24 protein-coding genes are annotated in these 25546 nt (G+C 40.4%); 16 read left to right on the forward strand and 8 right to left on the reverse strand.

The window, feature by feature from the left end; all coding sequences use genetic code 11:
* The first annotated feature begins 9 nt into the window (after positions 1-9).
* Together dld and IF202_RS04545 are read left to right on the forward strand one after the other, a co-directional pair.
* Positions 10-1746: a D-lactate dehydrogenase gene (dld, locus tag IF202_RS04540; protein WP_191593665.1), complete on the forward strand. Its 1737-nt coding sequence runs from the start codon at positions 10-12 to the stop codon at positions 1744-1746.
* A gap of 241 nt (positions 1747-1987) precedes the next feature.
* Positions 1988-3145 carry a YHYH protein gene (locus tag IF202_RS04545; protein WP_191593666.1) on the forward strand — a complete coding sequence of 386 codons (1158 nt, stop codon included), beginning with the start codon at positions 1988-1990 and terminating at the stop codon, positions 3143-3145.
* A gap of 92 nt (positions 3146-3237) precedes the next feature.
* On the opposite strand, the gene IF202_RS04550 is transcribed toward IF202_RS04545, so the two are convergent.
* The gene (locus IF202_RS04550; RefSeq protein WP_191593667.1) at positions 3238-4008 is read right to left on the reverse strand and encodes a DUF4197 domain-containing protein; all 771 of its coding nucleotides are present in this window, start codon (positions 4006-4008) and stop codon (positions 3238-3240) included.
* 280 nt (positions 4009-4288) lie between these two features.
* Here IF202_RS04550 and IF202_RS04555 point away from each other — a divergent pair, with 280 nt between their 5' ends.
* The 10 genes from IF202_RS04555 to IF202_RS04595 all read left to right on the forward strand — a co-directional run bounded on the left by IF202_RS04555 (position 4289) and on the right by IF202_RS04595 (position 15359).
* Positions 4289-4984 carry a VC0807 family protein gene (locus IF202_RS04555; RefSeq protein ID WP_191593668.1) on the forward strand — a complete coding sequence of 232 codons (696 nt, stop codon included), beginning with the start codon at positions 4289-4291 and terminating at the stop codon, positions 4982-4984.
* A gap of 301 nt (positions 4985-5285) precedes the next feature.
* The gene (locus tag IF202_RS04560) at positions 5286-6263 is read left to right on the forward strand and encodes a dipeptidase (RefSeq protein WP_191593669.1); all 978 of its coding nucleotides are present in this window, start codon (positions 5286-5288) and stop codon (positions 6261-6263) included.
* A gap of 2 nt (positions 6264-6265) precedes the next feature.
* Positions 6266-6811: a DUF5943 domain-containing protein gene (locus tag IF202_RS04565; protein WP_191593670.1), complete on the forward strand. Its 546-nt coding sequence runs from the start codon at positions 6266-6268 to the stop codon at positions 6809-6811.
* A 122-nt stretch (positions 6812-6933) separates the two neighbouring features.
* Positions 6934-9012, forward strand: coding sequence for an oxidoreductase (locus IF202_RS04570; RefSeq protein WP_191593671.1), 2079 nt, complete (start codon positions 6934-6936; stop codon positions 9010-9012).
* A gap of 18 nt (positions 9013-9030) precedes the next feature.
* Complete coding sequence (locus IF202_RS04575) at positions 9031-10998, forward strand: (Fe-S)-binding protein (RefSeq protein ID WP_206705356.1); 1968 nt, start codon at positions 9031-9033, stop codon at positions 10996-10998.
* Positions 10995-12269 carry an electron transfer flavoprotein subunit alpha gene (gene etfA, locus IF202_RS04580; RefSeq protein ID WP_191593672.1) on the forward strand — a complete coding sequence of 425 codons (1275 nt, stop codon included), beginning with the start codon at positions 10995-10997 and terminating at the stop codon, positions 12267-12269. The genes IF202_RS04575 and etfA overlap by 4 nt, the downstream gene beginning before the upstream one ends.
* Positions 12259-13047, forward strand: coding sequence for an electron transfer flavoprotein subunit beta (gene etfB / locus IF202_RS04585; protein WP_191593673.1), 789 nt, complete (start codon positions 12259-12261; stop codon positions 13045-13047). The genes etfA and etfB overlap by 11 nt, the downstream gene beginning before the upstream one ends.
* Before the next feature lie 45 nt (positions 13048-13092).
* Positions 13093-13323 (forward strand): hypothetical protein, encoded by a 231-nt coding sequence (locus tag IF202_RS04590; protein ID WP_191593674.1) that lies wholly within the window; start codon positions 13093-13095, stop codon positions 13321-13323.
* 81 nt (positions 13324-13404) lie between these two features.
* Entirely contained in the window at positions 13405-13635 is a 231-nt protein-coding gene (locus tag IF202_RS17410) for a hypothetical protein (protein WP_235963255.1), read from the forward strand.
* Positions 13632-15359, forward strand: a complete 1728-nt coding sequence (locus IF202_RS04595) for a methyl-accepting chemotaxis protein (RefSeq protein WP_235963260.1) — start codon at positions 13632-13634, stop codon at positions 15357-15359. The genes IF202_RS17410 and IF202_RS04595 overlap by 4 nt, the downstream gene beginning before the upstream one ends.
* A 98-nt stretch (positions 15360-15457) precedes the next feature.
* On the opposite strand, the gene IF202_RS04600 is transcribed toward IF202_RS04595, so the two are convergent.
* Positions 15458-15742 (reverse strand): putative quinol monooxygenase, encoded by a 285-nt coding sequence (locus IF202_RS04600; RefSeq protein WP_191593675.1) that lies wholly within the window; start codon positions 15740-15742, stop codon positions 15458-15460.
* Positions 15735-15971 carry a DUF2798 domain-containing protein gene (locus IF202_RS04605; RefSeq protein WP_191593676.1) on the reverse strand — a complete coding sequence of 79 codons (237 nt, stop codon included), beginning with the start codon at positions 15969-15971 and terminating at the stop codon, positions 15735-15737. The genes IF202_RS04600 and IF202_RS04605 overlap by 8 nt, the downstream gene beginning before the upstream one ends.
* Positions 15972-16072: 101 nt before the next feature.
* On the opposite strand from IF202_RS04605, the gene IF202_RS04610 reads away from it, so the two are divergent.
* Entirely contained in the window at positions 16073-16930 is an 858-nt protein-coding gene (locus IF202_RS04610) for a LysR family transcriptional regulator (RefSeq protein ID WP_191593677.1), read from the forward strand.
* A gap of 205 nt (positions 16931-17135) precedes the next feature.
* Here the strand turns inward: IF202_RS04610 and IF202_RS04615 are convergent, their stop codons facing one another.
* The 3 genes from IF202_RS04615 to uraH form a co-directional block, all read right to left on the reverse strand.
* Positions 17136-19016, reverse strand: a complete 1881-nt coding sequence (locus tag IF202_RS04615) for a methyl-accepting chemotaxis protein (RefSeq protein ID WP_191593678.1) — start codon at positions 19014-19016, stop codon at positions 17136-17138.
* A 313-nt stretch (positions 19017-19329) separates the two neighbouring features.
* The gene (gene hpxO, locus IF202_RS04620; protein WP_191593679.1) at positions 19330-20484 is read right to left on the reverse strand and encodes an FAD-dependent urate hydroxylase HpxO; all 1155 of its coding nucleotides are present in this window, start codon (positions 20482-20484) and stop codon (positions 19330-19332) included.
* A 253-nt stretch (positions 20485-20737) separates the two neighbouring features.
* Positions 20738-21100, reverse strand: coding sequence for a hydroxyisourate hydrolase (gene uraH / locus IF202_RS04625; RefSeq protein WP_191593680.1), 363 nt, complete (start codon positions 21098-21100; stop codon positions 20738-20740).
* Positions 21101-21312: 212 nt separating this feature from the next.
* On the opposite strand from uraH, the gene uraD reads away from it, so the two are divergent.
* Positions 21313-21834: a 2-oxo-4-hydroxy-4-carboxy-5-ureidoimidazoline decarboxylase gene (gene uraD / locus IF202_RS04630; protein WP_191593681.1), complete on the forward strand. Its 522-nt coding sequence runs from the start codon at positions 21313-21315 to the stop codon at positions 21832-21834.
* A gap of 102 nt (positions 21835-21936) precedes the next feature.
* Here uraD and IF202_RS04635 read toward each other — a convergent pair whose 3' ends face one another.
* The gene (locus IF202_RS04635; RefSeq protein WP_191593682.1) at positions 21937-22539 is read right to left on the reverse strand and encodes a LysE family translocator; all 603 of its coding nucleotides are present in this window, start codon (positions 22537-22539) and stop codon (positions 21937-21939) included.
* 115 nt (positions 22540-22654) lie between these two features.
* Here IF202_RS04635 and IF202_RS04640 point away from each other — a divergent pair, with 115 nt between their 5' ends.
* Both IF202_RS04640 and IF202_RS04645 read left to right on the forward strand, forming a co-directional pair.
* The gene (locus tag IF202_RS04640; RefSeq protein WP_235963261.1) at positions 22655-24079 is read left to right on the forward strand and encodes an aminotransferase-like domain-containing protein; all 1425 of its coding nucleotides are present in this window, start codon (positions 22655-22657) and stop codon (positions 24077-24079) included.
* Positions 24080-24233: 154 nt separating this feature from the next.
* Positions 24234-24443 carry a hypothetical protein gene (locus tag IF202_RS04645; RefSeq protein ID WP_191593684.1) on the forward strand — a complete coding sequence of 70 codons (210 nt, stop codon included), beginning with the start codon at positions 24234-24236 and terminating at the stop codon, positions 24441-24443.
* Positions 24444-24496: 53 nt separating this feature from the next.
* Here the strand turns inward: IF202_RS04645 and IF202_RS04650 are convergent, their stop codons facing one another.
* The gene (locus tag IF202_RS04650) at positions 24497-25516 is read right to left on the reverse strand and encodes an isopenicillin N synthase family dioxygenase (protein WP_191593685.1); all 1020 of its coding nucleotides are present in this window, start codon (positions 25514-25516) and stop codon (positions 24497-24499) included.
* Positions 25517-25546 lie beyond the last annotated feature (30 nt).

Below are 25546 nucleotides of genomic sequence, written 5' to 3' on the forward strand. Positions count from 1 at the left end.
AGTATTTTTATGACAGAATCCAGCACAAGCTTAGATTTGGCCGTTAAACTAAAGGCCATTGTAGGAAGTCAGTACACCTTAACGGATGACGATAAGAAACAACCATATAGCCAAGGTTTTCGCATTGGTGGTGGTCAAGCATATGCCGTTGTACGACCGGGTAGTTTGGTGGAAATATGGAAAATACTAGAAGCCTGTGTTGAGGCTGATGTCATTGTCATCATGCAAGCTGCAAACACTGGATTAACGGGTGGTTCTACGCCGAACGGTACAGACTATGACCGTCCTATCGTTATCATCAGTACCATGAGAATTGACGATATTCAGTTGATTGATCAAGGTAAGCAAATTATTGGTTTGGCCGGTAGCACCTTATTTGGTTTAGAAGACACACTTAAACCTTACGGGCGTGAACCTCATTCTGTGATTGGTTCTTCCTGTATCGGTGCGTCTATTGTTGGTGGTATCTGTAATAACTCTGGTGGTGCCTTGGTTCAGCGTGGCCCTGCTTACACGGAAATGTCTTTATACGCGCAAGTAAGCCAAGATGGCGAACTGCAATTGGTGAATAACCTAGGCATTGATTTAGGCAGTACACCAGAAGAAATTCTAGAAAACCTTGGCAAGAAAAAGTACCAAGAAAAAGACGTACACTTTCCAGAAAAACGTGCATCAGACAACGAATACCATGAACGTATAAGAGATGTTGATGCGGATACACCGTCACGATTCAATAACGACTCTCGACGTTTGTATGAAGCGTCAGGTTGTGCAGGAAAATTGGCCGTTTTTGCTGTGCGAATAGATACCTTTCCAATTCCTGAAAAACATCAAATATTCTACATAGGCACAAACGATCCAGCCGTAATGGAAAAAATGCGACGTGACATGTTGTCTACGTTTAAGAATTTACCTGTCTCTGGTGAATATTTGCACCGAAGCAGTTACGACATTAGTAAAAAGTACGGTAAAGACAGTTACATAGTGATAGACAAGTTAGGGACAAAGTACATTCCGAAAATGTTTGCCATTAAACGTACCGTTGATAGATGGGCAAGTAAATTAAAGTTCATGCCTAATAAATTTTCTGATGTTTGCTTGCAATACTTTAGTCAACTTTGGCCAAATCATCTGCCAAAACGCATGGAAGAATACCGTGATAAATATGAGCACCATTGGATTGTAGAAACTAGCAACGAAGGTGTAGACGAAGCGAAAGCTTATTTAGAAACCTTCTTTAAAGGCAATGAAGGTGGCTTCTTAGAATGTACGAAACGAGAAGCCGATCAAGCTTTATTGCACCGATTTGTGACAGGTGGAGCATTAGGTCGTTATCATCTTATGAACGGCAAGAACCTTGGTTCAATCATGACGATCGACGTGGCTTTCCCTCGTAATGAGTTAGATTGGTTCGAGCGATTACCGAAAGAAGTGACAGACCAAATCGCGGTTAAAATGTATTACGGCCACTTTTTTTGCCATGTAATGCATGAAAACTACATCATGAAAAAAGGTGTAGATGCTAAAGCGGTGAAAAAACAAATTTTAGCGACCTATGATGAACGAGGCGCAGAATACCCAGCAGAACATAATGTCGGTCATGAGTATCTTGCTAAACCAGCATTACGAGATTTTTACCAAAAAACAGACCCAACCAATAGCTTTAACTCTGGCATTGGTGGGACCAGTAAACTGAAACACTGGCATGAACATAGTGATGGTGAAGGCGGTTGTGGCTGCAAATAAGTAGCGAGTAAAAAGCGAACAAACCAAAGTTAAAAGCCGAGATTAATGTCTCGGCTTTTTTTATGGACCTTGTCTGTTATGTCTATCTCATGAGGGGGCGTTTTAAGTTGTTATTTAGCGTGGCTATCCAATAAGAAAGTGTAAATTTAATTAAAGACCCTGTATTACTTCTTTATTGTCGATTCTAATCTAGCCTTAAACAAGTTCTTCCATTTACACAGCGTCATCGGAGTTATTTTTAATGAAGAAAGTATCCAATAAAATCCTCGCTGCTATCGGTTTTTTAATCGTTGTTCCAGTATTAGCGATTCAGGTATATGCAAACGTAAGTTCAAATTCTCAGGCCAAAACCTTAGAAGGCTTTTATGACAATGATGCCATTACGGTAGATGAGGATTTAGTGTCTTGTACACTCTCAAATGGTACAGAGTCTGAATGTTTTAGAATTACCGTTGACGTAAGTGGAGGTAATACCGATCTCGAAACAGGACCTTGGTGCCCACAAAACATAAGCGATACAGCTGACACGTCTGGTATTTGGTTAGATGGTGGGAAAGTTCATGATGTTGATGGTGAATTCGTTAAAAACCTAGCGACTTTCTACAAAGACGATAAATGGCAACTGTATAACCCTAAAACAGGAAAGATTCGTGTTACAGACAGTAAAACCGCCTGTTTAGCTGCAGCGCGTCCAGACGTAGACCCTGAATACAACAATTACTGTGTACAGTGTTTGCCTGAATATGTAGAAGAAGGTACAAGTATTACTTACCTTATTCCTGCTGAACCACAGGTAATGGCAAAATCAGAAGCGGTAAACCCTCAGTCAGGGGTTGGTGTTGCTTTTAACGGCGTGAAAATTGAAGCCCCAGCGCCAGTTGATGCCATTCTAGCGGCGCATACCATAGCACCATTTGATGACTGTGGCGGTCATGTGAATACGCACGTGGGTTATCATTATCATGCGGTTACAGATTGCACCGAAGAAGCAAACAGCAAACATAGCCATGACGATGGTGTAGAGCACACGCATGGTCATGCTACTGCGATTGGTTATGCTATGGATGGATATAAGCTTTATGGTCCAAAAAATGCGGATGGTTCTGCTCCTCAAAACCTAGATGCTTGTAATGGTCATGTTACTTCTGATGCTGGTTACCATTACCACGTTAATGATCCGAGCGAGAATCAGATTTTGAGTTGTTTTACTGCGGAACCAGGTTGTACGGTAGAAGGGGATTCAACAGCTTGTAACGTGGAGCGTATGCCTCCGCCGCAAGACTGCAAAGAAGGTGAAGATTCTTGTGTGGCAGGTAACAGACCTCTTCCTCCAGAATGTGAAAGTGTAGGCGATGTTGATGCTTGCATGAAGGAACACAAACCACCACAACGCAAATAATAGTTTTGTAGCATAAAATAAAAAAAGACCTGAAAAGGTCTTTTTTTTGATCAAGTGATATGCCTATATGGCAAGTAAGCCTGAGAGGTGTACTAGTTACTAAACACTTGTTTCAATAACTCGGTTGTACGTGCAACTGGGTTCTCTCGGATTTTCTTTTCTTCGATAGCAATTAATGCAAACAAGCCATCTAGTGCGCTGTCTGTTACATGCTCTTCAAGGTTTGCATCTTTAGCAAAATCTCCTATGAAGGGAATGTCTTCCGCTTTCTCAGTAAGTTGATTGTAGTATTTAGTTGCATTAACACTTGCTAGCGAGCTTTCTATTTCAGGTTGAAAGAGTTTTGCTATGTCATCTTGCGTATGTTCACGGAAATATTCCGTTGCGGCATTATCTGAACCATTTAGAATTGCCATTGAATCTTCAAGGGTCATCTCGTTCAGGCTATTGATAATTAGCTCTGTTGCTTGAGGAACCGCTTTTTCTGCCGCACGGTTCATGCTTAATTCAAATTGGTCTACTTGTTCATCCAAACCGTATTTACGCATAGTGCTACTGACTTTTTCGATTGAATCAGGCAAAGGAATTCGTACCAAGCTATTATTCAAATAACCGTTTTCTGCGCCTAGTAGTTCAACAGCATGCTTAGCGCCTACTTCCAGTGCTTCTTTTAAGCCGGCAGAAACAGTGCTCGCGCTTAAACCGCTAGATGAATCAGAGCTATCTGTTGTTCCAACCGTTTCTTCTATAGTGCTTTTTGCAGATTCTTTAACACTGTCTAAAGCGTCTCCAAAACTAAATGCGTTAGCGGGTTGTGATAATGTGAAAGCGATAAGTGCTGCAGCCGTTGTGAGTTTAATCATAATAATCTCTAAGTGTGATATTTAACGGTAATTTAACATTACAGATAGCTAGGTTAAAGAACTCTTATGTAACCTAAGTAAAGTATTCTCTGAAATAGAGAAGAGTTTATTTACATTTAAATTACAAATCTTTTTTGAGAAAGTGTACTTTGATTTGAAAAGGCTTGAGTAAAGATTGGGAATTTTATACGTCACTAAAAAATGTCTATACACCATGAGGTGCTTTTTACTTTATGATAGTCGCCATTAAAATTTGAATTTAAGCTGGAACCCCAAAACTATGAATAGCTCACCTACACACAAGCCTCGCCCAATGGTTGACCTTCTTGTTAGTGTCGTTTTACCGTCTTTGATTTTAATGAAGTTAAGTGGTCAAGACCAGTTAGGCGTCAGTGGTGGTTTGGTTGCAGCTTTGGCGTTTCCGCTTGGTTGGGGGATATTTGAGTTAGTAAAGTATAAGAAGTTTAACTTCATTGCCTTGTTAGGTTTAGTAAGTGTGTTGCTAACCGGCAGCATTGGTCTGTTTGAGTTAGACAATAAATGGTTAGCAATTAAAGAAGCCGCTATTCCTGCGATAATAGGTATTGCGGTATTGGTTTCTACCTTTACGCCATATCCTTTATTCAAAACGTTATTTTTTAATGCGTCGATCATGGACATTGATACGATTAAGCAAAAATTAGAAGAGAACAACAGCACTGCGATATTTGAAAAAAGACTGATGACAGCAACGTATTTGGTGGCGGGTTCGTTTGCTTTCTCCGCAACGATGAATTACATACTCGCTAAATGGATTGTTACTAGCCCTGCTGGAACAGAAGCCTTTAACGAGGAGTTAGGGCAAATGACATTGTATAGTTATCCGATGATTGCGATTCCGTCGATGATAATGATGATGGGTGTTTTTTATTACTTGTGGCGCAGTATTAATAAAGCCACAGGACTAAAATTAGAAGATTTATTAGTTAAAAAGTAATTAATCAAAACTTCTAATAAAATAAAGCCGTATGGCGTTTTAGTTAAGTAAGCAACAATCCCGTCAGAGATAGCTGAAAAGAAACGTCACACGGCTTTATCCATTCAAAAAAACACAGATAGCCTCACACTTCAGTACTTTATATTTTACAAATCCTGCCTATTCTCATTAACGACATGTCTTTTTCAGTCAGGTCGCTTTTAGTGTTCCTCTAGTCGTTTATAGCCAGCTCCCTTTCTTCGCGAAAAATTACACTCAGTTGATTGAGAATTTACCAACTGTTTAGGGTAAGGATAAGGCGATGAATGCAGCAGAGCTACACGATAAAGCGATTGTCATTGACGGTTTGATTTGTGCGAAATGGAACCGTGAGTTGTTTGAAGATATGTCAAAAGGCAAATTGACTGCAGCGAACTGTACTGTTTCTTTCTGGGAGGACTTTAAAGGCACAGTACGTAATGTCATTGAAATGAATCAGTTGATTGAAGCGAACTCAGACTTACTGACCAAAGTGTATACCACCAAAGACATTCATCGAGCGAAAGCAGAAGGCAAGACTGGTGTGATGATGGGCTTTCAAAATGCCCATGCATTTGAAGATCAAATTGGTCATGTACAAATATTTAAAGAGCTTGGCGTTGGTATAGTGCAAATGTGCTACAACACGCAAAACTTAGTCGGTACAGGTTGTTATGAGCGCGATGGTGGTTTGTCTGGTTTTGGTCGTGAGATCGTTGGTGAGATGAATCGTGTTGGCATGTTGTGTGATTTATCTCACGTTGGTCCTAATACGGCAAAAGAAGTCATTATCGAATCCAAGCAACCTGTTGCTTATTCCCATTGCCTACCTTCTGGTCTAAAAGAACACCCACGTAATCGCAGTGATGAAGATTTGAAATTCATTGCAGACAACGGCGGATTTGTTGGCGTGACTATGTTTACTCCTTTCCTAAAAGCAGGTGTCAACGCGACCGTTGATGATTATGTAGAAGCCATTAGGTACATCTACAACATTGTTGGTGAAGATGCGATTGGCATTGGTACTGATTTTACTCAAGGTCACGGTGAAGATTTCTTCGAATATCTGACTCACGACAAAGGTTACGCACGTCGCTTAACTCGCTTTGGCGAGATCATTAATCCTAAAGGCATTCGAACGGTTGGTGAGTTTCCTAACTTGACCGAAGCATTATTACGCGGTGGTTTTAGTGAACGTCAAGTTTGCAAAATCATGGGTGAGAATTGGGTTTCATTACTAAAAGAAGTTTGGGGGGAATAAACATGACAACACATGCGCCAGAAATGCCAATTGTAGTAGACGATGAAACCGGTGTTTGGACGACCGATGCTTTACCTATGTTGTACGTACCACGACATTTTTTTGTGAATAATCACATGGGCATTGAAGACGAAATTGGTGCAGAGCGTTACGCTGATATTCTTTATAAAGCGGGTTATAAATCGGCGTATTTCTGGTGTGAGCAAGAATCAGAATGCCATGGTATTTATGGTGAAGATATCTGGAATCATTACCTCAAACGTCTATCTCAGCGTGGTTGGGGGTTCTTCATTACTGAAGAGTTAGACATCGAAAAGGGCACGGCGAAAATTCGTTTAGAGAATTCAGCTTTTGTATATCACTACGAAAAAATCCATGCAAAAAAAGTGAATCGTAAAGTGGATTATATGTTTACGGGTTGGTTTGCTGGTGCTTTAGATCAGATTTTGGAAAGCAAAGGTTTGCCTCTACGAACTAAAGCGGAACAAACCCAAGGTGGTTCGGAAGAAGGATGTGAAGTGGGATATTTTGAAGTCACACCTTTGTAGTTTATTTATCTCGATTGGTGCTAACGGGTAGGTTAGTACTGATTTTTTGAAGCCAGTTTCAGTTTATGTTTTGGCTTTTACATTTAGTTTAAAGCTGTTTTTAGTAAAGCGGGAGTTTTGTAATGTCCCAGTATGATGTGCTGTTTGAACCACTCAATATTAATAAATTAACCATCCGAAATCGCATTGTGAGCACGGCACACGCCGAAGTTTATGCAACGGATGGCGGTATGACGACAGAACGTTATATCAAATATTATGAAGAAAAAGCCAAAGGCGGTTGCGGCCTCTGTATTTGTGGTGGTTCTAGTGTTGTATCGATTGACAGCCCAAACAGTTGGTGGAGTTCGGTAAACCTGTCCACTGATCGTATTATTCCTCATTTTCAAAATCTTGCTGATGCCGTTCATAAGCATGGCGGTAAGATTATGATTCAAATTACTCATATGGGGCGCCGCTCCCGCTGGGATGGCGAAAATTGGCCAAACCTAATGTCGCCATCAGGTATTCGAGAACCTGTGCATCGTGCTACCTGTAAAACAATCGAAGTAGAAGAAATGTGGCGCGTAATTGGTGATTTTGCACAAGCGGCTCGTCGTGCTAAAGAAGGTGGTTTAGATGGTGTTGAGTTGTCTGCTGTGCATCAACATTTGATTGACCAGTTCTGGTCTCCTCGGGTCAACAAACGTACTGATGAATGGGGTGGCACCTTTGAAGGTCGTATGAAGTTTGGTATGGAAGTATTGAAAGCCGTGCGTGCTGAAGTAGGTCCAGACTTTGTTGTCGGTATGCGTATTACGGGTGATGAGTTCCACCCTGACGGTTTGAATCATGATGATATGAAACAAATCGCAAAATACTATGATGACACAAACATGGTCGATTATTTTGGTGTCGTAGGATCGGGTTGTGACACACACAACACATTAGCGAATGTGATTCCAAATATGAGCTATCCACCAGAGCCATTTTTACACTTAGCGGCAGGCATCAAAGATGTCGTAAATGTACCGGTTATTCATGCTCAAAATATTAAAGATCCAAACCAAGCAAAGCGTATTTTAGAAGCGGGGTATGTGGATTTTGTCGGTATGACGCGTGCGCATATTGCGGATCCTCATTTTATTGCCAAGATCAAAATGGATCAGGTTGATCAAATTCGCCAGTGTGTTGGGGCAAACTATTGTATCGACCGTCAGTATCAGGGTTTAGATGTGCTGTGTGTTCAGAATGCCGCGACGTCTCGTGAATACATGGGCTTGCCTCACATCATTGAAAAAACCACAGGTCAAATTCGTAATGTTGTCGTAGTAGGTGGTGGACCTGGTGGCTTAGAAGCGGCTCGTGTCGCGGCAGAACGAGGCCATAAAGTCACACTCATTGAGAAAGCGCCAGAGCTTGGCGGACAAATAACATTGGCGGCTAAAGCCCCACAACGAGATCAAATTGCGGGTATTGCTCGTTGGTTGGTGATGGAAGTAGAGCGCTTAGGTGTCGAAATTCGGTTAAACACGGAAGCCGATGAGAACTTAGTGAAAGAGCTCAATCCTGATGTTTGTATTTTGACCACTGGTGGTCGTCCATTCTTGGATCAAAATCCAGCATGGGGTGCAGCAGAAGGCTTGGTTGTGTCTACTTGGGATATATTGAGTGGCAAAGTGGAACCGGGTAAAAACGTTTTAATCTACGACACGATTTGTGAATTTTCTGGTATGTCGGCAGCAGACTACCTCGCGTCAAAAGGATCGTTAGTCGAATTAGTCACAGACGATATTAAACCGGGCGTAGGAATTGGCGGCACAACCTTTCCAACCTATTACCGTTCGCTTTATGAAAAAGAAGTCATCATGACATCAGACATGTTGTTGGAGAAAGTGTATCGCGAAGATGGCAAGTTAGTGGCTGTATTAGAAAACGAATACACGGCACAACAAGAAGAACGAGTGGTTGATCAAGTGGTTGTCGAAAATGGCACCAAAGCCAATGAAGAGCTTTATTACGCATTGAAAGAAAGCTCTTGTAATAAAGGCCAAATTGATAATGAAGCGTTGTTCGACATCAAACCTCAGCCGGTTCTTGAAAACGCGAGCTTTGATAAAAATGACAATGGCATGATTCTTTGGCGCTTGGGAGATTGTGTGTCACAACGCAATATTCATGCAGCCATGTTTGATGCTCTTCGTTTATGTAAAGACCTCTAAATTGAGAAGGGGTTGAATATGATTCTTGATTGGCTACTTCCCACTCTAATTGCTGTTCTTCTTGTTCTCGCTGGGATTGGTGCGGTTCGCCGTGCCAATCTATGGCGAGCAGGCCAAGCTGAAAAAGTAGACGTAATTGCTGGTTTAATGGCAATGCCTAAGCGTTATCTGCATGACCTTCATCATGTGGTAGAGCGTGATAAATACATGTCCAGAACACACGTGGCAACGGGCGGTGGTTTTGTTTTAGCCATGGCGTTGGTAGTGTTGGTGCATCTGTTTGGTATTGAGAGCAAGATTCTAGCGTGGATGCTTTTAGGTGCATTAACCATGATGTTTTGCGGCGCTTTGTTTGTTTTCAAACGTCGTATTAATCCGCCGTCACGATTGTCGAAAGGCCCGTGGATGCGTTTGCCGAAAAATCTTCTTGTCTTTTCGATAACCTTCTTTGTTTTAACCTTACCCGCTGCTGGTGTGCTTCCTGAAAGTTTCACATTAGGTGCAATGGGTAACTGGATTCTAACGATTGTTTTATCTGTTCTTGTGTTATTAAGCCTTAGTGAAATGTTGTTTGGTATGACATGGGGTGGACCTATGAAACATGCCTTTGCGGGTGCGCTTCATCTTGCGTTTCATCGTCGTCCAGAGCGTTTTGGTGGTGGACGATCAACAGGTTTAAAAGCCGTTGAACTTGCGAGCGATTCAAACAGTATGACGTTTGGCAAAATCCACGGTGTGGCAAAACCGTCTGATTTTAAATGGAATCAGCTATTGGGTTTTGATGCATGTGTGCAATGTGGCCGCTGCGAAGCTGTTTGTCCCGCGTTTGCTGCAGGGCAGCCGCTGAACCCAAAAAAGCTCATTCAAGATATGGTGGTTGGTTTTGCTGGTGGTACAGATGAAAAATACGCTGGCAGTCCTTATCCAAATAAAGAAGTAGGTAAGGCTAAAGGTGGTGTAGATCAAATTATTACTGAAGGCTTAATCAGTTCAGAAACACTTTGGTCTTGTACGACTTGTCGAGCGTGTGTTGAAGAATGCCCTATGATGATCGAACACGTCGATGCCATTGTAGATATGCGTCGTTTCTTGACCTTAGAGAAAGGAGAAACGCCAAACAAAGGTGCGCAAGTACTAGAAAATATTATCGCGACAGATAACCCAAATGGACATTCTCCTGCAAGCAGAACTCACTGGGCAGCCGATCAAAACCTTAAGGTGATGAAAGACGTAAAACAAGTGGATGTGTTGTTTTGGGTGTCGGATGGTGCATTTGATATGCGCAGTCAGCGAATTCTTCGTTCGTTCGTTAAGTTACTAAAAGCCGCCAATGTTGATGTGGCAATTTTGGGTGATGAGGAATTAGACAGCGGTGATGTTGCACGACGTTTAGGTGACGATGCAACATTTCAAAGTTTGGCGAAACGTAATTTAGCGGTTCTCTCTCAATATCAATTTAATAAAATTGTAACGACCGACCCACATGCGTTTCATTGCTTAAAAAATGAATATGGCGGCTTTGGTTCAGATGCTTTAAAGGGTGTCGACGTTTTACACCACACTACTTTTTTAAATCAACTTATCAAAGAAGGCCGCTTGGAATTAGATGCTTTCGCTTCTAACGGCGGTAAAGTAACGTATCACGACCCTTGCTATTTGGGACGTTACAATGGTGAGTATGAAGCACCACGAGAATTATTGGCGTCTTTAGGAATTAAAATTGCAGAAATGGAGCGTTCTGGTTATCGCTCACGTTGTTGTGGTGGCGGTGGTGGCGCTCCGATTACGGACATTCCGGGTGAGCGGCGTATTGCTGATATGCGTATGGAAGATGTAACAAGCACCGGAGCGGATATGGTCGCCGTAGGCTGTCAACAATGTACCGCGATGTTGGAAGGAGTGGTTGAACCTCGTCCTGTTATTCGTGATATTGCTGAGATTCTTGCGGGACAGATTAGAGAACCGAAAGAAGGTGAGCGTGTATGAGTGAATTATCTTCTAATCTTATTCGTCGTGACCCAAGAGCTGAATGGATAGCGCGTAACCGTTTGCACCCTTTACACGACAGCATAATGGCTGCCAGTGGCGCAGAGGTTCGTGGGCCGTCTGGTTTGATTCGTAAAAATCCGCACATTGTCGGCTTTATTGGTCCGAATGGCATTAAGCGTATTGATAGAGCAAATACGACGTCAGGTATTGGCAATAAAAAGCGCTCTTCAGTGATTCAAGAAGTTGTTCTGCCTTTACATCAAGTGGTGAACCCTGAAGGTTATATTTTTGTAGTGCCTGATATGGTTGGCGGGCGATTAACTACTCATGATAAAGATGTTTTAGGTTTGGCTCATAAGCTGATTAAAGAACAAAGTGACACTCAAAACATGGCGGTTGTTGCTGTGTGCTTTGGGGAGAGTAAAGAAACACAATTTGAACTGGCTGGTGTCGATCGGTTGATTCATTTATCTGGTTCTCAATTTGATGGCTTTACGCCCGAAGCACGTTTAACCGCCTTACAACAAATTAATAATCAATATCAGCCAAAGCACTGGTTGTTTCCAGACTCTATTAATGGAGGAACTGATTTAGCGTCTCGTTTAGCCGCTCGTCTAGGTGAGCGTGCAGCGGCACAAGCTTGGCAAGTATCAGCAATCCAAACGGTTTGTCGAGGGGCGTCTGGGAGTGTTGATATTGTAAGAGAAACGCCAAAAATCCTGATGTTATTAGAAGAGTGTGGCGATGCCATTGATGAAACTCGCCATGAAGTCTTGCCTCTGTCTGTAGATGATATGGGATTACTGGAAAAAATAGATACTCGTTTAATTGATAAAGGCCTGATGGCGGTTGATCCGAATGAAGTTCCACTGGCAGAAGCAGAGTTTATTTTGTCCGCGGGTAATGGCATTCATAACTGGGATCAATTCCATGAATGTGCGAAGGAGTTAGGTGCTACCGAAGGCGCAAGCCGTGTTGCTGTAGATGATGGTTTTATGCCTCGTGCTCGCCAAGTTGGTGCATCTGGTACTTGGGTCACTGCACGAGTGTATTTAGCTGTCGGCATCTCTGGTGCAATACAGCATATGCAAGGTATAGGTCAGTGTGAAAAAATCGTCGCCATTAATACAGATGCTGGCTGTGACATGATCAAAAGGGCAGATTTAGCCATAGTGGAAGACAGTGAGGAAGTGCTAGCAGAGCTTATTAGATTGGTTAAGCAGCATAACTTATTTAAGGAACAAGAGGAGAAAGACGATGCTGCCTAATGGCGAACATAGTGTGAAGGTGGTCTCTTTGGTGTCTATTGGTCGCCATCCTCAATCTGGCCGCTCGCGTCGTGCAGAGCAGGATGGTCGTGCTGTTGAGTTAGGTTTAAAGCTGGCAGGTGATAATCTGACAGTAGTCCATGCTGGAGATTCTCAAGAGCCTGTGTTGCGTCAATATGCCGGTATGGGATTAAATGCGTTAACTGTATTGTCTCAAGAAGCAGATGGCGATGCTTTGCCATTGATGTATGATTTTTTGTCACAAAGCGATGCTAATGTTTTGTTAATGGGAATACGTGCAGAAAGTGGCGAATCTTCTGGTATGCTGCCTTATTTATTGGCAGAAAAACTAGGTTGGCCTTTGCTTTCTCGCGTGGCTGATATTGTTCATATCAATCAAAGAGAAGCCGAAGTACTATTGGCTTTGCCTCGTGGACAGCGTCGATCAGTTACCGTTTCTTTACCTTTTGTTGCGACAATTGATAATGCGGCAATAGAAGCACGACAAACGGCATTTGGCCCAGGATTACGAGCAAAGATTAACCTGATAGAGAATCAAAAAATTACGGATGATACAGCGACGGCTTGGCAAATAAGTCCAGCAAAACCTAGACCAAAACGTATGAAAGTCGTGAAAGCCAAAAATGCGGCCGACCGATTTAAAGCAGCAACAGCTAAACCCGCTGGCGGTGGAGGTAAAATTATGAAAAATGAAACACCGGCAGAAAAAGCACAGGCTATTTTCGACCTATTATTGGAAGAGAAAGTGATTCGTTAAAACCAGTATTAGTGTAAATAGGATAATATCAGGGTTGATGTTTTTATGATGATCGTAGATTTAGTTGATGAAGTGGATTTCAAAGAAAAATTGATCGCTATTGGTGTTCCTTTGTCAGAGGATCAGCCTATGGGTGACGTTCAAGAGACGTTATTGTCATGGTTGAAAGAGTATCCAGAGCAGCTCCCGTTTGTTGTTGCTTTGTTTGAAGAGATGACAGCGGGAAACGTCACCGTATTACCTGAAGTCAGTACTGTCATACAGGCTATTTCTTAGTACATAAATACAAGGTTTCTTCTCTCAAGAGGCTCTATTTTAATTTGAGTGTAATATCATTTACCAAATGGATATATGTGGATGAAAATCAAAACAAAGTTACTTATTGCTTTTTCTGTTGCAACCGTACTGCCAGTTCTCATCGTTAGTTCTATCACTGCGTTTCTTGCTTCTGATCAAGCGCTACAAGACTTTTCAAAAAACAGTGGTCAAACGTTAGGCGCCGTTGAAAAAACGTTTGATCAGTTTATTACAGATATTAAAAATGTGGTTGGCTATATTTCTGCACTGCTCCTGATGCGAAACCATTGACGACTTATTTTGATAAGAAGGGGAAAGCCCCAAGCGTTGTCGCAAAGAGCAATGGAGGTCGCGAAGCAGAAATTTTTAATATGTTTGAAGATCTTGGGAATAACAATCCTAACTTTGTGTATGTTTACATGGGAGATCTTGCTGGTGGTTATTTAGAGTGGCCAGGAACCTATGAATACTCTGAGTTTAAAACAGAGACACAGAGTTGGTATATTAATTCTTTGAAGGCACCAGGTGATATTTTGTTAAATGATGCCTATTACTGGGAGCCGGATGATGCGGTTTATTTATCGGTTATTCGCACTTATCAAAAAGCTAATGAAACCGGTGGTATGGTATCTATAGATGTTTCAATTAAAACACTGACAGAAATGGCACTTCAAACCAAACTAGGTGAGCTAGGTAGCCTCATGGTGATTGAGAATACGGGTGCTATTTTGGTTGATGCCCTTCATGAAGAAAATAATTTCAAAAAAATCAGTGAGATCGAGGGGGACGCATATCAGCAAATAGATAAAACCACTGAAGGTTTAATTCATTTTAATCTGGACGGTGAAGATTATTATGCGAATGTTTATACGTCTCCAAATCTTAAATGGAAATTTGTGGGTTTAATGCCCGCTTCTGAAATTTACGCTAGTACCAATGAGCTTATTAAAACAACTGCAATTGTTTGTATATTACTGTTAATGGTATTTGGTGTTGTTGCGTACTTGATGGCTAAAAATCTTATTACACCGATTCAATCTGTTTCTAATCATCTGCGTACTTTGGCCGAGGGTGAAGGAGATTTAACATCAAAAATTGAGATTCAAACGAATGATGAAACAGGGCTACTTTCAAATTGGTTTAATCAGTTTATTGAGTCTACCCGTAAGTTAATTTTGGGTATTAAACTCTCTAGTATTGAAATGGATAAAGTAACGGCAGAGACTTCTGTAAAAGCAAGAGAAGTTGCAGAGAGTGCTGCCAATCAATTGCAATCTATTGAGCTCATTGAGGAAGCTGGGCAACAAATGCTTATAGCCTCCAATGAGGCGGCTCAAAGCTGCACTCACTCAGCAGAGTTTTCTGAAAAAGGCTTAGAAACAACTATTGCAGGAAAGAAATTACTAAATAGTAGTGCTGAAGGTGTTAATCGTTTAGGTCGTCGCCTTAAAGAGTCGAACATGATTATTATTGAGCTAGAGAAAGAAACAAGCAATATTAATCAGATACTTTCAACCATTGAAGCAATTGCAGAGCAAACGAATTTACTTGCGTTAAATGCAGCGATTGAAGCTGCAAGAGCTGGTGAGCATGGTAGAGGGTTTGCGGTAGTCGCAGATGAAGTTCGTACACTAGCTGGCCGCACGCAAGAATCAACAGAGCAAATTAGCGGTATTCTTGGCTTGCTAGGTAGTAAGACTAAAGAAACGTCTGATTCTATGGAGCTGAGTTTATCTGAGTCTGAAACTGCAATTAGTTTGTCTGATCAAGCATTAAAAGCATTTGAACAAATAGAAGAGGTCGTGCAGCAGATGCGAGATATGACAACTCAAACAGCTGCTTCTGCCGAAGAGCAGCGTGCGGTCACAGAAGGTGTTAATGATAATATTCGAACCATTAGTGAATCGGCACATAATGTATCAACTATTTCAGATGACGTAGCTAAACTTTGTCAGAAACAAGATCAACTTGGTAGAGAATTATCTACTATGGTAGTTCGTTTCCGTACAGAATAAATGATTCTGCGTTGAAACTAAAAGGCCACGAATTCGTGGCTTTTTTTATCTGAAAGTCAACTATTAAATAATAGTTTGAAATCTATTATTGAGAACTACTATTCAATTAAACTTAGTTTATGAATCTCTGGCTCCTTTTGTAATGCGGTTTGATAAAATTCAAATATAGGTAATATATAAGGTTGAGCGTAGTGTTCATCTAATGTTATTTGGCTTGTAAATGTCTCAACAAAGACAAGTTGCTTGGTGGTTTTATTTTCATATATTTCAAATCGAATGCAACCTTCCTCTGCTCTTGTAATAGATAAAACGTCTGTGATTCTTTGTTTACATTCTCCGTAAAATTCGGCTTTTGGGGTGATAAACGCAACAATATTAATCATTTTTTAGTTTTCCTTTTGAAAGCGTAGTTATTAAAAAAACAGTGAATCTCATAACCAGAGAACTAAGCAGGTAAGCCGCGGTAAAGGCAGCAGGCCATGCATTAATAAAGGCAAGAGCCCATCTGTTTATAAAATCACTGGTTAAGCCAATGTTTATGTAAGTAACCCAAGCTGACATGATGAAAGACAAACAACATGAAAACAGAATTGTGAAAATGAATTTGGTCATACTTTTCTCCTCGTGTTTGTATATTATGGTGCTCGTATATTATGGTGATATTTTTTGCCTGACCATGTCAGATTTAGAACTCTAAGATTGCAGGAATTCACATGCTCGATGACTTTCTATTGTTTGTTGAGGTTGCGCGTCGTGGCAGTTACGCAAAAACGGCACACGACCTTAAAGTTACGGCTCCAACACTTTCAAAACGTATTCGTCTATTAGAAGAGAGGCTTGGCGATTCGTTGTTTATCCGTTCTGCTCGTGGCGTGAGACTAACCAGTTTCGGTAAAGGGTTGTTTGATCAATTTGGTGAAACGACATTGGATTTACATTCGGCTGTTTCACAAAGTATTGAAAAAGAAGTTATTTCGTTTGTACTCCATTGTCCTCAAAACCTGATGACGGGGCTTCTTTATCCAGCAATAGAGAAGTTTGTTCTAGAAAAAAATAACGTAAATATCGTTATTGAACCTGCTAATAGTAATGTTCTGTTGAGTCAAACCTCGTTTGATTTAGCGATACGTATTGGACAACAAAAAGACTCTGGTTTTTATCAAAAACGTATTGCGGATGTAGCTGTTTGTCTTGTGTCTAGGAGAGGCTGTATCAATAAAAATAGATTGATTATTCCCTACTCAGATTCTCAATTACAAGGAATGGCGTTTAATCAAATAGAAAAGCAATATACACAAGAAAGTGTCGTGAACGACATTACTTTGGTCCGTAAGCTGGTGGCTTCAGGTGCCGGTGTGGGGTTATTGCCAATGACGGAGATAAGTGAGCTACATGAAAGTTTGCCAGGCCAAATTCAATATGAGTCCGATCTGATTTTTACCCGACCTGCTTATGCTTTATGGGCTAATAAGTCTAAACCAACTCAATTGGCATCATTCTTAATTAACTCAATAGAAGAGTGTGTTCAGAATACACCTGCACTACAGGGCGAAGTGATTAATTTGTCATAGAGACAAATTAATCTTTACCTTTAATGTTTCTGGCGTGAACTATTTAGAATTACTGAAGGTGTTATTATTAAAAGCATATTTCACAGACCAACTAAATTGGTCTGTGAAATATGTGAAATTCACTGTCCTTCTACTGAAAATATGAAACTTTAGGTGGCTTGTTCTTGTTGCTACCTATTTCAGCGAGTTTAGAACTAAGATTTTTTTACAGCTTAAACACACCAACAGATTTATCTAATGTTACTGCTAGACCGGTTAGATTAGATGCCATACCTTTGTTGCTGTTGGAGCTTTCATATGTCGCTTTCGCAAGATCATTAATGGTAACAATACTCACATTGATCTCTGTCGCTACATAGGTCTGCTCTTCTGCTGCGGTGGCGATCTGAACGTTCATATCTTGAATGACAGATACGGCGTCGCGAATAGAGTGTAATGCCTTATTAGCAGCCTCTGATTTCTCTACCGTTGTATTCGCGTCTTTCATGTTGCTGTCCATTAATTGAACTGAACGTTTTGCTTCACTTTGAAGGTTGTTGATCATGGTTTGAATTTCGTTCGTACTTTCTTTTGTACGATTTGCCAGGTTACGAACTTCATCGGCTACAACCGCAAAGCCTCGACCATGTTCACCCGCTCGTGCTGCCTCTATTGCTGCATTTAATGCGAGCAGGTTAGTTTGCTCAGAGATAGCATTGATGACTTCTAGAATGCTTCCGATACCTTGAGTTTCTTTTTCAAGCTTTGTGGTAACAACTGTCACCTTCTCAAGGCCAGTCAGCAGAGTAGAAATATTGTCATTCATTTCTTGAACGACTGTCATACCCTGATCTGAGAATTGATTGGCTTCTTTGGCTGCGGTTGAAGCTTGCAATGCATTACGTGCAACTTCCTCAACTGTCATGGTCATTTCATTCATAGCGGTCGAGGTGTTTTCCAATTGAATCATTTGTTTCTCAGAGCTGCTGTTTGTTTTCTCTGCAGAGACAGATACTTTATCAGATGATGATTTAAGTTGGTCTGTTGCTTCATTAATATTACCGATAATAGATTTTAGATTGTTGATCATCAAAATCGTTGCGGCATAGATGCCAGTTTCATTTCCAGTCGCAGACACTTGTAATGTTAAGTCGCCATTTGCTACTCGTTTTACGAGCTCTTCAATTTCTTTTGGTTCGCCACCGATAGGGATGTACATCAATTTCACAACCGAAAAATAAATAATCGCAAGTGACACTAAAATCAAAATAATAGACAGGGTAAAGCTTTGAATGAGGTTAGAGCTTGATGGGGCATTGATGTTACTTGTTTTATCCCATGACCAAACAGTCCAACCTAAAGACTCAATTTTAGAGCCATGTACCACTATTTCTTCGCCTTCAAAGCGTGCAGTATGCTGGCTGCTATCTTTACTCGCATATTGTTTATAGGAAGGCTGCAATTCAAATAAGTTTTTACCAATATTATCAACGACTGGTGCGGCAAGAATGAATCCATCAGCTCTGCTTACAATCAGTTGATTGGTGTCTGTAAGACTTTCTGCAAATTTGGTGATTCCATCTACTGGAATATTGATATTAAGAGTGGATACTATGATGTTGTCGCGGATTACTGGAACCGCAACCGCCATGACTAAGTTGCCAGTCGATGAGACATAAGGTGTAGTTACAATTTTTTTTTCGCCTGAAAAAATGCGGTTATACCACTCTCTGTTTAAACTCTTCGCGTTGAAGTTAGGTATAAGGCCAGTGGGTGTGTAAGTGTCACCGTTTTTCAAACCAACATAAGCATTTATCGCATTCAAGTTTGAGATGATATCTTTGAGTTGTTTACCCACAGGTTCAAAGTTTATATTTCCATTTTTATTAATAGCCAAGTCATTACTTAATACGTTTAAACTGTCAAAATAACGCTGCATTCGCTGCTCTAATGCATTTGATATTAGGAAAGATTCAATTTTCAATTTTCCGGTAGAATTTTTTACAGAAGTGGATTTGAAATTAAAATATCCGATCATAGTCACAAGTAAAATAGCAACAATAAATAATGCTCCTACGTAACTTAACAGTTTGCTCTTGGCGCTCATTAGTTTTTCCTTTAACTAAGTTAATTATGAATGCATGTACAAATCCATGTACAAATCTATTATAATTCATAATTAATGGCATGTTTAGACTTTAATCGTGAAAAATATAGTATCTTATTATTTTTCTGTAAAAATGGACTTTAAATTATTCCTTAAAATTTAAAGGATACCTCTAGGTCGCAAAAATAAAACTTACTCAATGTCTTGTATTAAAGGTGATTCAACGTCATTTTTTAAAAACTGTTTTTAAAAAAAACTGTTGTAATTTTTATTAACGTATTATATATCAAGCATTATCCTCAGCCTTAAATAATTAACCCAAAGGGCCATCTTGGATAGTATTTTTTATACCTAGAATAATGTTCTCGCCTTTTTCTACTCGTAAGTCATCATACCAATCTTGAGTTTCTTGCATATCTTTACCATGAGTCACGTCACAGCGTTTTCGTGCTTTTAAGACAAGGTCTTGAACTCGAAAACGACGTTTTTCTTCGTAGCTTTTTATCGCTGTATTAATATCGTTGGTTTCGGAAAAGCATTGTCCTAATACAACGGAATCTTCCAGTGCAGAGCAACCGCCTTGACCTATGTCTGGTGTGGTGCTGTGAGCTGAATCGCCCAGTAATGCGATATTACCTTTCACTAAAGTATCAAATGGTGTGATGTCATGTATCTCGATACGATTTGTGGTTTCTGGATCAATAGCGTCAATAAGGGTTTGAACAGGTTTAGCCCAACCTTTGAAATAACCTTTTAGATCTGCAACAACTGTCGTTCTGTCTTCTTTAAGGCCCAATGGCAATGGCACATCAAAGAAAAAGTAGAAGCGGCTACCGGCAATGGGCATGATGGAAACGCGTTTACCTTCTCCAACAAATGTTGTCCATTGATCCGCAGGTGCGATGTCTGTGTCAATGTCGACTAAGCCATTCCAGTTGACGTAACCTGCGTAACGACGGTCTAGTTCTTTGCCTAGTACATGTGCTCGAACAACAGAGCGTGTGCCATCAGCAGCAATCATCATGTCACCTGTTGCACTGGTTCCATCGGTAAAGTAAGCCGTGACACTGGTATCGGTTTGTTCGACTTTTTCAATACGTTTACCGAACTGGACTTTATCTCGTCCCCAAAAATCAATCATTTGGCTTTGTAAGTCGGCTCTAGAAACAGGGCAAGGGCGTTCGGCAACGGCGTCTAATAAAGGTTTAAGACTGAACTGTGTCATTATGTCGCCGGTGAAACCGTCTTGATAAGCGAGATTGTGCATTGGACCACCAAGCTCGTCCATGATGTCGCCCATACCTAGGTGTCGCATGCATTTAACACCGTTTTGCCAAATAGAAAGTGCTGCGCCAACAGGTTTCATTTCTTTTACGGCTTCAAAAACGTCGCAATCAATACCTTGTTGCTTTAGGGCAACTGCCGCTGACATTCCGCCAATACCGGCGCCGATGATAAGTGCTTTCATGTCTGTTCCTTACTGTTTGTTTCATGTCTATCGATCGAGAAAAGCAATAAACAGGCCACGAAACAAATGATTCATTAAAATTAAGTGTGAAACCTTTGTTTTACAGACATTAACATCAATAGCCGTGTTTACTTAAACGAAAACGGTCAGCTTTGATGTACATCAAAAGCTGACTGTTTGTTTTAATATGGTGCATTAATGTGTTTTATTGGCTTCTTTATGGTGCATTGAGACTAAGCGGTAGTAAAACAGGTTAGCTACCTCGATAGGTACTGTAAGAATAAGGTGAAACTAATAATGGAATATGATAATGAGCATCTTCGTCACTGATGCCAAAGCGAATGATGACGGTATTTAGAAAGCTAGGTTGAGTTGGGTCGATTTCAATACCTTGCTTTGCAAAATACTCATCAATATCAAATTCCAGTTCATATACAGCGGTTTTAAAAAGCTCGCCTTCTAATAAAGGCTTATCACAACGACCGTCGTCGTTTGTTAGTGTGCTATGAATGAGTTGACGTTGGTCATTGTCGCTTCTTTGATACAAGCGTACTTGTACTGCGTTAGCGGCAACTCCTTTTGTTGTATCAAGAATGTGAGTAGTTAAATAGCCCATGATTTTTCCTCAACAAATTGTAAATAATAGCGGTATCGTATACAAAACTGTATGTCTGCTTCTTGTCACATGGTTTTTTATGTGACACTTTCTATATGATAGAGTGATGAAAACATTGTTTCATAGTTGGTAGTGTTTGTATCGATTGTTTTATGTGTATGTGTATTTTAATAGTACTTATACCTTACTAAACTGTTTTTGGAGAATATGTTATGCAAAATCAACAGGCTGTATTTAATTCATTAGATGAAGCGGATTTTGTTTCTCTGTTTGGAAGTATTTATGAGCACTCTTCTTGGGTAGCTGAACAAGTTTGGCGACAAAGATCAGAGTACCCACAAGGTTATTTTGATGATATTGAAAAGCTTAAAGTAGCTATGCGAGACATAGTTGACCAAAGTAGCGATGAGCAAAAATTAATGTTATTGCGTGCTCATCCTGATCTTGCTGGTAAAGCGGCGTTGATTGGAGACCTGACGAACGAATCTAAATCCGAACAAGCAGGCGCTGGTTTAGATCAATGTACTGATATTGAGTTGGCTCACTTTTTACAGTTAAACGATGCATACCGTAGTAAGTTTGGCTTTCCTTTTATCATGGCTGTTAAAGGCGCAACGAAAAAACAAATATTGGCAGGTTTTGAAGAAAGAACACCAAATGACTTAGAAACTGAATTTACTCGCGCTATTAACGAGGTACATAAAATTGCAGGATTCAGGTTGGCCGATTTTTAACGATATCAAGCTACTAGTATAAAGTGAAAGCCACTAATTTTGCGATTAAAAAGCAGGGGTAGTGGCTTTTTTATGGAAGGTATAGTTCTGATTAATAATAGTTCAGAGAAAAATCATCGGAAGCGTTGTTAACAGCAATAGCCCCATTAGCCGATTAAAATTGCGATGAAAGGTCGGATTTTGTAGTTTGCTAGAAACCAGTTTACCTATGGTGATCCACATAAAGGTTCCAGGCAAAGTGGCTGTGTTAAAAGCAATAAGACACATCAAAGCGGATGGCCAAAAAAGATCTCCTGTTAAGGTGAAAACAGAACTTGCTGTGATTAACATCGACCAAGACTTTGGATTGATGGCTTGAAAAAGTGCTGCTTCCTTAATGCTCATAGGCTGTAAACTGTTTTTCGAGTCATGCGGTTTTGCCAAGGCAATTTTGGCAGACATATAGACAATGTAACCCGCTGCGACAAAGGTGAATATATCGTGCAGAACTGGCCAATTTTTGAAAATCTGCCCTAGCCCTAACAGGATAGCAATGTGAAGTAAGGTCATGCCTAAACGAATGCCTATCACATGAGGTAAGGTTTTTTTCATGCCGAAGTTGGCACCAGAATGGGCTAATAAAATATTGTTTGGTCCGGGTGTTATCGTAGCAATTAGGCAAAAGAGCACAAGCGCGGGAATCAATTCTAACAAAGCCGTATTCATTGTTTTATTCCAAAAGGGTAAACAGTTAATTTAAAATTGTATCAATACAGTTTACGTTGTATTGTACTAATTAAGATTCTCACACAATACAATTATGGGCAATTTATTTATTGTTATGAATACAATTTTAACGGTTAGTAAAATAGAGTTTGATGACGCTTGTTTGGCTCTGCCAAAATACAAAGCATTAGTGTTGTTAATTGAGCAAGCTATTTTGGCGGGAACGCTGCAAGATCAGCAAAAATTACCTGCCCAGCGATTACTTGCAGATCAACTGAATATCACTCACGGTACCGTTACCAGAGCTTATGACGTGTTGGAAAAGAAAGGTCTTGTTAGCGCAAAGCTTGGCGCTGGCACCTATGTAAGCATGCCTAGTTCGACACATTACCTAAACGGTCAATCAGATCAAAGCACACATGCCGCCAAGGAATACGACTTTGCATCCAGCATGCAACCAATGCTCGGTCAGCAGATGTTAATGAAGAGCGCATTAAGTGAATTGGCTCAAGATCTTAATGCGATAACTCAAGTCATGACGTATTCGCCACAAGGTGTCGCTAAGCATAAACAAGTATTTACCGATTGGTTAGCCAGTAAAAAGATAAAAATAGAAACCAATGATATTGTCTTTACCCAAGGTGCACAGCAGGGGATTTATACTTGCCTGCAAATTCTCACCAAAGAAAATGACTACATCTTGCATGAAGAGTTAGCGTATCCCGGTTTTTTCCGAGCAGTGGATGTAAGTCGAGTAAAACCGTTAAGCGTACCCATTACACCGCAGGGTTTAGATTTGAAAATCTTGGAAGGCTATTGTCAGCAATATAAACCCAAGCTGCTTTACATCACACCCAATATGCAAAACCCAACCAACATACAATATTCACCCGCTCAATTAGAAAGCATTGTAACGCTTAGTCGTAAATATGACTTCTATATTGTTGAAGATGACGTGAACTACTGTTTATCAGAAAGTTGGCGTGTACCATTGCAACAGAGAGCACCAGATCGTGTGTTTTATCTGTCGAGCTTATCTAAATACGTAGCAGGTGGATTAAGAGTGGCTTACACCATAGTTCCCAAACTGTGGCAGCAAGCCTTTAACGCGAACATTCACAGCCAGTGCTGGATGGTTTCGACGTTAAACTTTGAGCTTGTAACACGCTTCCTAACCAGCGAACGTTTTACTTATAACCAATCATTGTTAGAAAGTGAAATGCGTTATCGTCAAAGAGCCTTCAAAAATATGGCAGAAAAACAGGGTTTAATCGTTCGTTGTGGTGGGCTGAATGTGTGGCTGAGTTTACCAAATCACATAAATGTAAATCAATTTAACGCCTTTCTATTATCCAAAAATGTGAAAGCGAGAACGGCGGATTTGTTCCGTCATTCAGCTTCGTCACCTGTATCCATTAGTTCAAACGCTTTACGAATTTCTCTAGGTGGGTTCAATACGAGAAATGACTTTGAAGAGGGTGTAACGGAATTTGAAAGTGCTTTAGTGCAGTTTAATAACCAACAAGATGTGGTGATTTGATTTTAGTGATTGAGAGATAATTATCAACATAGCTCGATTTTATCTTCTTTTAAATGTCGGATAGGTTATCTCAAAAGCTAAAGCGGTTAGTTTTTTAATCGCTATACTAGGTGTATAATAACCGTTCTTATTTATGGTGATGGTTGGAGAATTTATGGAACTTGATGTCTATTTAATTTGTGGGCGTGGCGAAAAAGGCGATAAATTTCAGCTGGGCCAAGTGTTTAATAAAGAAGGTAACTACTTTAAAGATGAATATGATCCAACAACTCAATACAACAACATGGATGAGTTGCAAGAAGCATTAGCCAAAATGGTTAATGTTGAGAAGGCGTCGTTAAAGCTTAATCAGATCAATCTTTAATTAGCTCAAAAATAAAAAAGGACTCTTAAATAGAGTCCTTTTTTTGTGTTTAATTAAGTAGAAGGAATACCTGTTTCTTTATCAACAAAATTGGCTTGGATACGTTGGCTCAAAAAGTCTGCGGCGCTAATTGGTTCATAATATTTTTCTGGGCCTTGGATTATTTGCTTTTTGTTAGCTTGGCAAAAGAAGGCGATTGAGTGTCGGCTGCCGCAGTATTCCTCAACTCTAGGCTGACGCACGCGATGTAGGTTTGAAATGAGCTTATCGTCACTCCAGCGCATGAGCATGTCACCAATGTTGCAAGTGATAACATTCGCTAATGGTGGAATACTCGTCCAACGTTGACTGTCAGATTCGGCTCCAGGACAAACTTGTAAACCGCCATGACCTTCATGTTGAAAGAGTAGGGTTAAGCAATCAAAGTCAGTATGAGCGCCAGCGCGCCAAATGTTGCCTTGTTCTGTCACACCCTCAGTTGGAAAGTAATGCAATAATCGTAAGGTGCTTTGGTAATCGTTTTTCTTTGGGTCGTGAGCTTTAGTAAAGAAGTCTCGATCAAAGCCTAATTTATCCGCAAAGCAAGAAAGTACTTTCATACCAACTTCCCAGCACAACTTCTCAAAACACAATGTGTTGGCTTGGAAATGTGGTAATTCTTGTTCGCTAGGCCATAGATTATCCATGTGGTATTGAGTGATTTGATAGGATTCTTTTTGATCTTTGGTGCCAGTAGAAGGGCGAATTTGGCTGCGACTTTCCCAACCTGCATTAACGCCTTTGGGTCTTGGGTATTGGGATCTAATGTTTTCAGGTAAGTTAAAGAAACGATTTGACTCGGCAAAGGCAGCGTCAATTTCTTTTGATGGAATACCGTGATTGGTAAGTTGAAAAAATCCCGTTTCTGTTGCGGCGAGCCAAAGTTGCTCAACTAGTTCTTCACGACGATTTTCAAAATCGCTTAGATCTATGATACGGATTTTACGGTCATTGGTTTCTTCACCCGCGCCGCCGAATGTGGTTTCTCTTTGTAGTTCTTTGAGTATTACTTCTTTTGATAAATCAGTTGTCATTGCTTCCTCCATTTATGAAGTTAGGTGGAG

It is taken from the genome of Marinomonas colpomeniae (assembly GCF_014803385.1).
In the GTDB taxonomy this organism is placed as follows: Bacteria; Pseudomonadota; Gammaproteobacteria; order Pseudomonadales; family Marinomonadaceae; genus Marinomonas; species Marinomonas colpomeniae.

Excerpts from the sequence above, each read along its gene's own strand:
- dld (WP_191593665.1), top strand. The coding sequence starts at position 10 with ATGACAGAATCCAGCACAAGCTTAGATTTGGCCGTTAAACTAAAGGCC.
- IF202_RS04545 (WP_191593666.1), top strand. The coding sequence starts at position 1,988 with ATGAAGAAAGTATCCAATAAAATCCTCGCTGCTATCGGTTTTTTAATC.
- IF202_RS04550 (WP_191593667.1), bottom strand. The coding sequence starts at position 4,008 with ATGATTAAACTCACAACGGCTGCAGCACTTATCGCTTTCACATTATCA.
- IF202_RS04555 (WP_191593668.1), top strand. The coding sequence starts at position 4,289 with ATGAATAGCTCACCTACACACAAGCCTCGCCCAATGGTTGACCTTCTT.
- IF202_RS04560 (WP_191593669.1), top strand. The coding sequence starts at position 5,286 with ATGAATGCAGCAGAGCTACACGATAAAGCGATTGTCATTGACGGTTTG.
- IF202_RS04565 (WP_191593670.1), top strand. The coding sequence starts at position 6,266 with ATGACAACACATGCGCCAGAAATGCCAATTGTAGTAGACGATGAAACC.
- IF202_RS04570 (WP_191593671.1), top strand. The coding sequence starts at position 6,934 with ATGTCCCAGTATGATGTGCTGTTTGAACCACTCAATATTAATAAATTA.
- IF202_RS04575 (WP_206705356.1), top strand. The coding sequence starts at position 9,031 with ATGATTCTTGATTGGCTACTTCCCACTCTAATTGCTGTTCTTCTTGTT.
- etfA (WP_191593672.1), top strand. The coding sequence starts at position 10,995 with ATGAGTGAATTATCTTCTAATCTTATTCGTCGTGACCCAAGAGCTGAA.
- etfB (WP_191593673.1), top strand. The coding sequence starts at position 12,259 with ATGCTGCCTAATGGCGAACATAGTGTGAAGGTGGTCTCTTTGGTGTCT.
- IF202_RS04590 (WP_191593674.1), top strand. The coding sequence starts at position 13,093 with ATGATGATCGTAGATTTAGTTGATGAAGTGGATTTCAAAGAAAAATTG.
- IF202_RS17410 (WP_235963255.1), top strand. The coding sequence starts at position 13,405 with ATGAAAATCAAAACAAAGTTACTTATTGCTTTTTCTGTTGCAACCGTA.
- IF202_RS04600 (WP_191593675.1), bottom strand. The coding sequence starts at position 15,742 with ATGATTAATATTGTTGCGTTTATCACCCCAAAAGCCGAATTTTACGGA.
- IF202_RS04605 (WP_191593676.1), bottom strand. The coding sequence starts at position 15,971 with ATGACCAAATTCATTTTCACAATTCTGTTTTCATGTTGTTTGTCTTTC.
- IF202_RS04610 (WP_191593677.1), top strand. The coding sequence starts at position 16,073 with ATGCTCGATGACTTTCTATTGTTTGTTGAGGTTGCGCGTCGTGGCAGT.
- IF202_RS04615 (WP_191593678.1), bottom strand. The coding sequence starts at position 19,016 with ATGAGCGCCAAGAGCAAACTGTTAAGTTACGTAGGAGCATTATTTATT.
- hpxO (WP_191593679.1), bottom strand. The coding sequence starts at position 20,484 with ATGAAAGCACTTATCATCGGCGCCGGTATTGGCGGAATGTCAGCGGCA.
- uraH (WP_191593680.1), bottom strand. The coding sequence starts at position 21,100 with ATGGGCTATTTAACTACTCACATTCTTGATACAACAAAAGGAGTTGCC.
- uraD (WP_191593681.1), top strand. The coding sequence starts at position 21,313 with ATGCAAAATCAACAGGCTGTATTTAATTCATTAGATGAAGCGGATTTT.
- IF202_RS04635 (WP_191593682.1), bottom strand. The coding sequence starts at position 22,539 with ATGAATACGGCTTTGTTAGAATTGATTCCCGCGCTTGTGCTCTTTTGC.
- IF202_RS04640 (WP_235963261.1), top strand. The coding sequence starts at position 22,655 with ATGAATACAATTTTAACGGTTAGTAAAATAGAGTTTGATGACGCTTGT.
- IF202_RS04645 (WP_191593684.1), top strand. The coding sequence starts at position 24,234 with ATGGAACTTGATGTCTATTTAATTTGTGGGCGTGGCGAAAAAGGCGAT.
- IF202_RS04650 (WP_191593685.1), bottom strand. The coding sequence starts at position 25,516 with ATGACAACTGATTTATCAAAAGAAGTAATACTCAAAGAACTACAAAGA.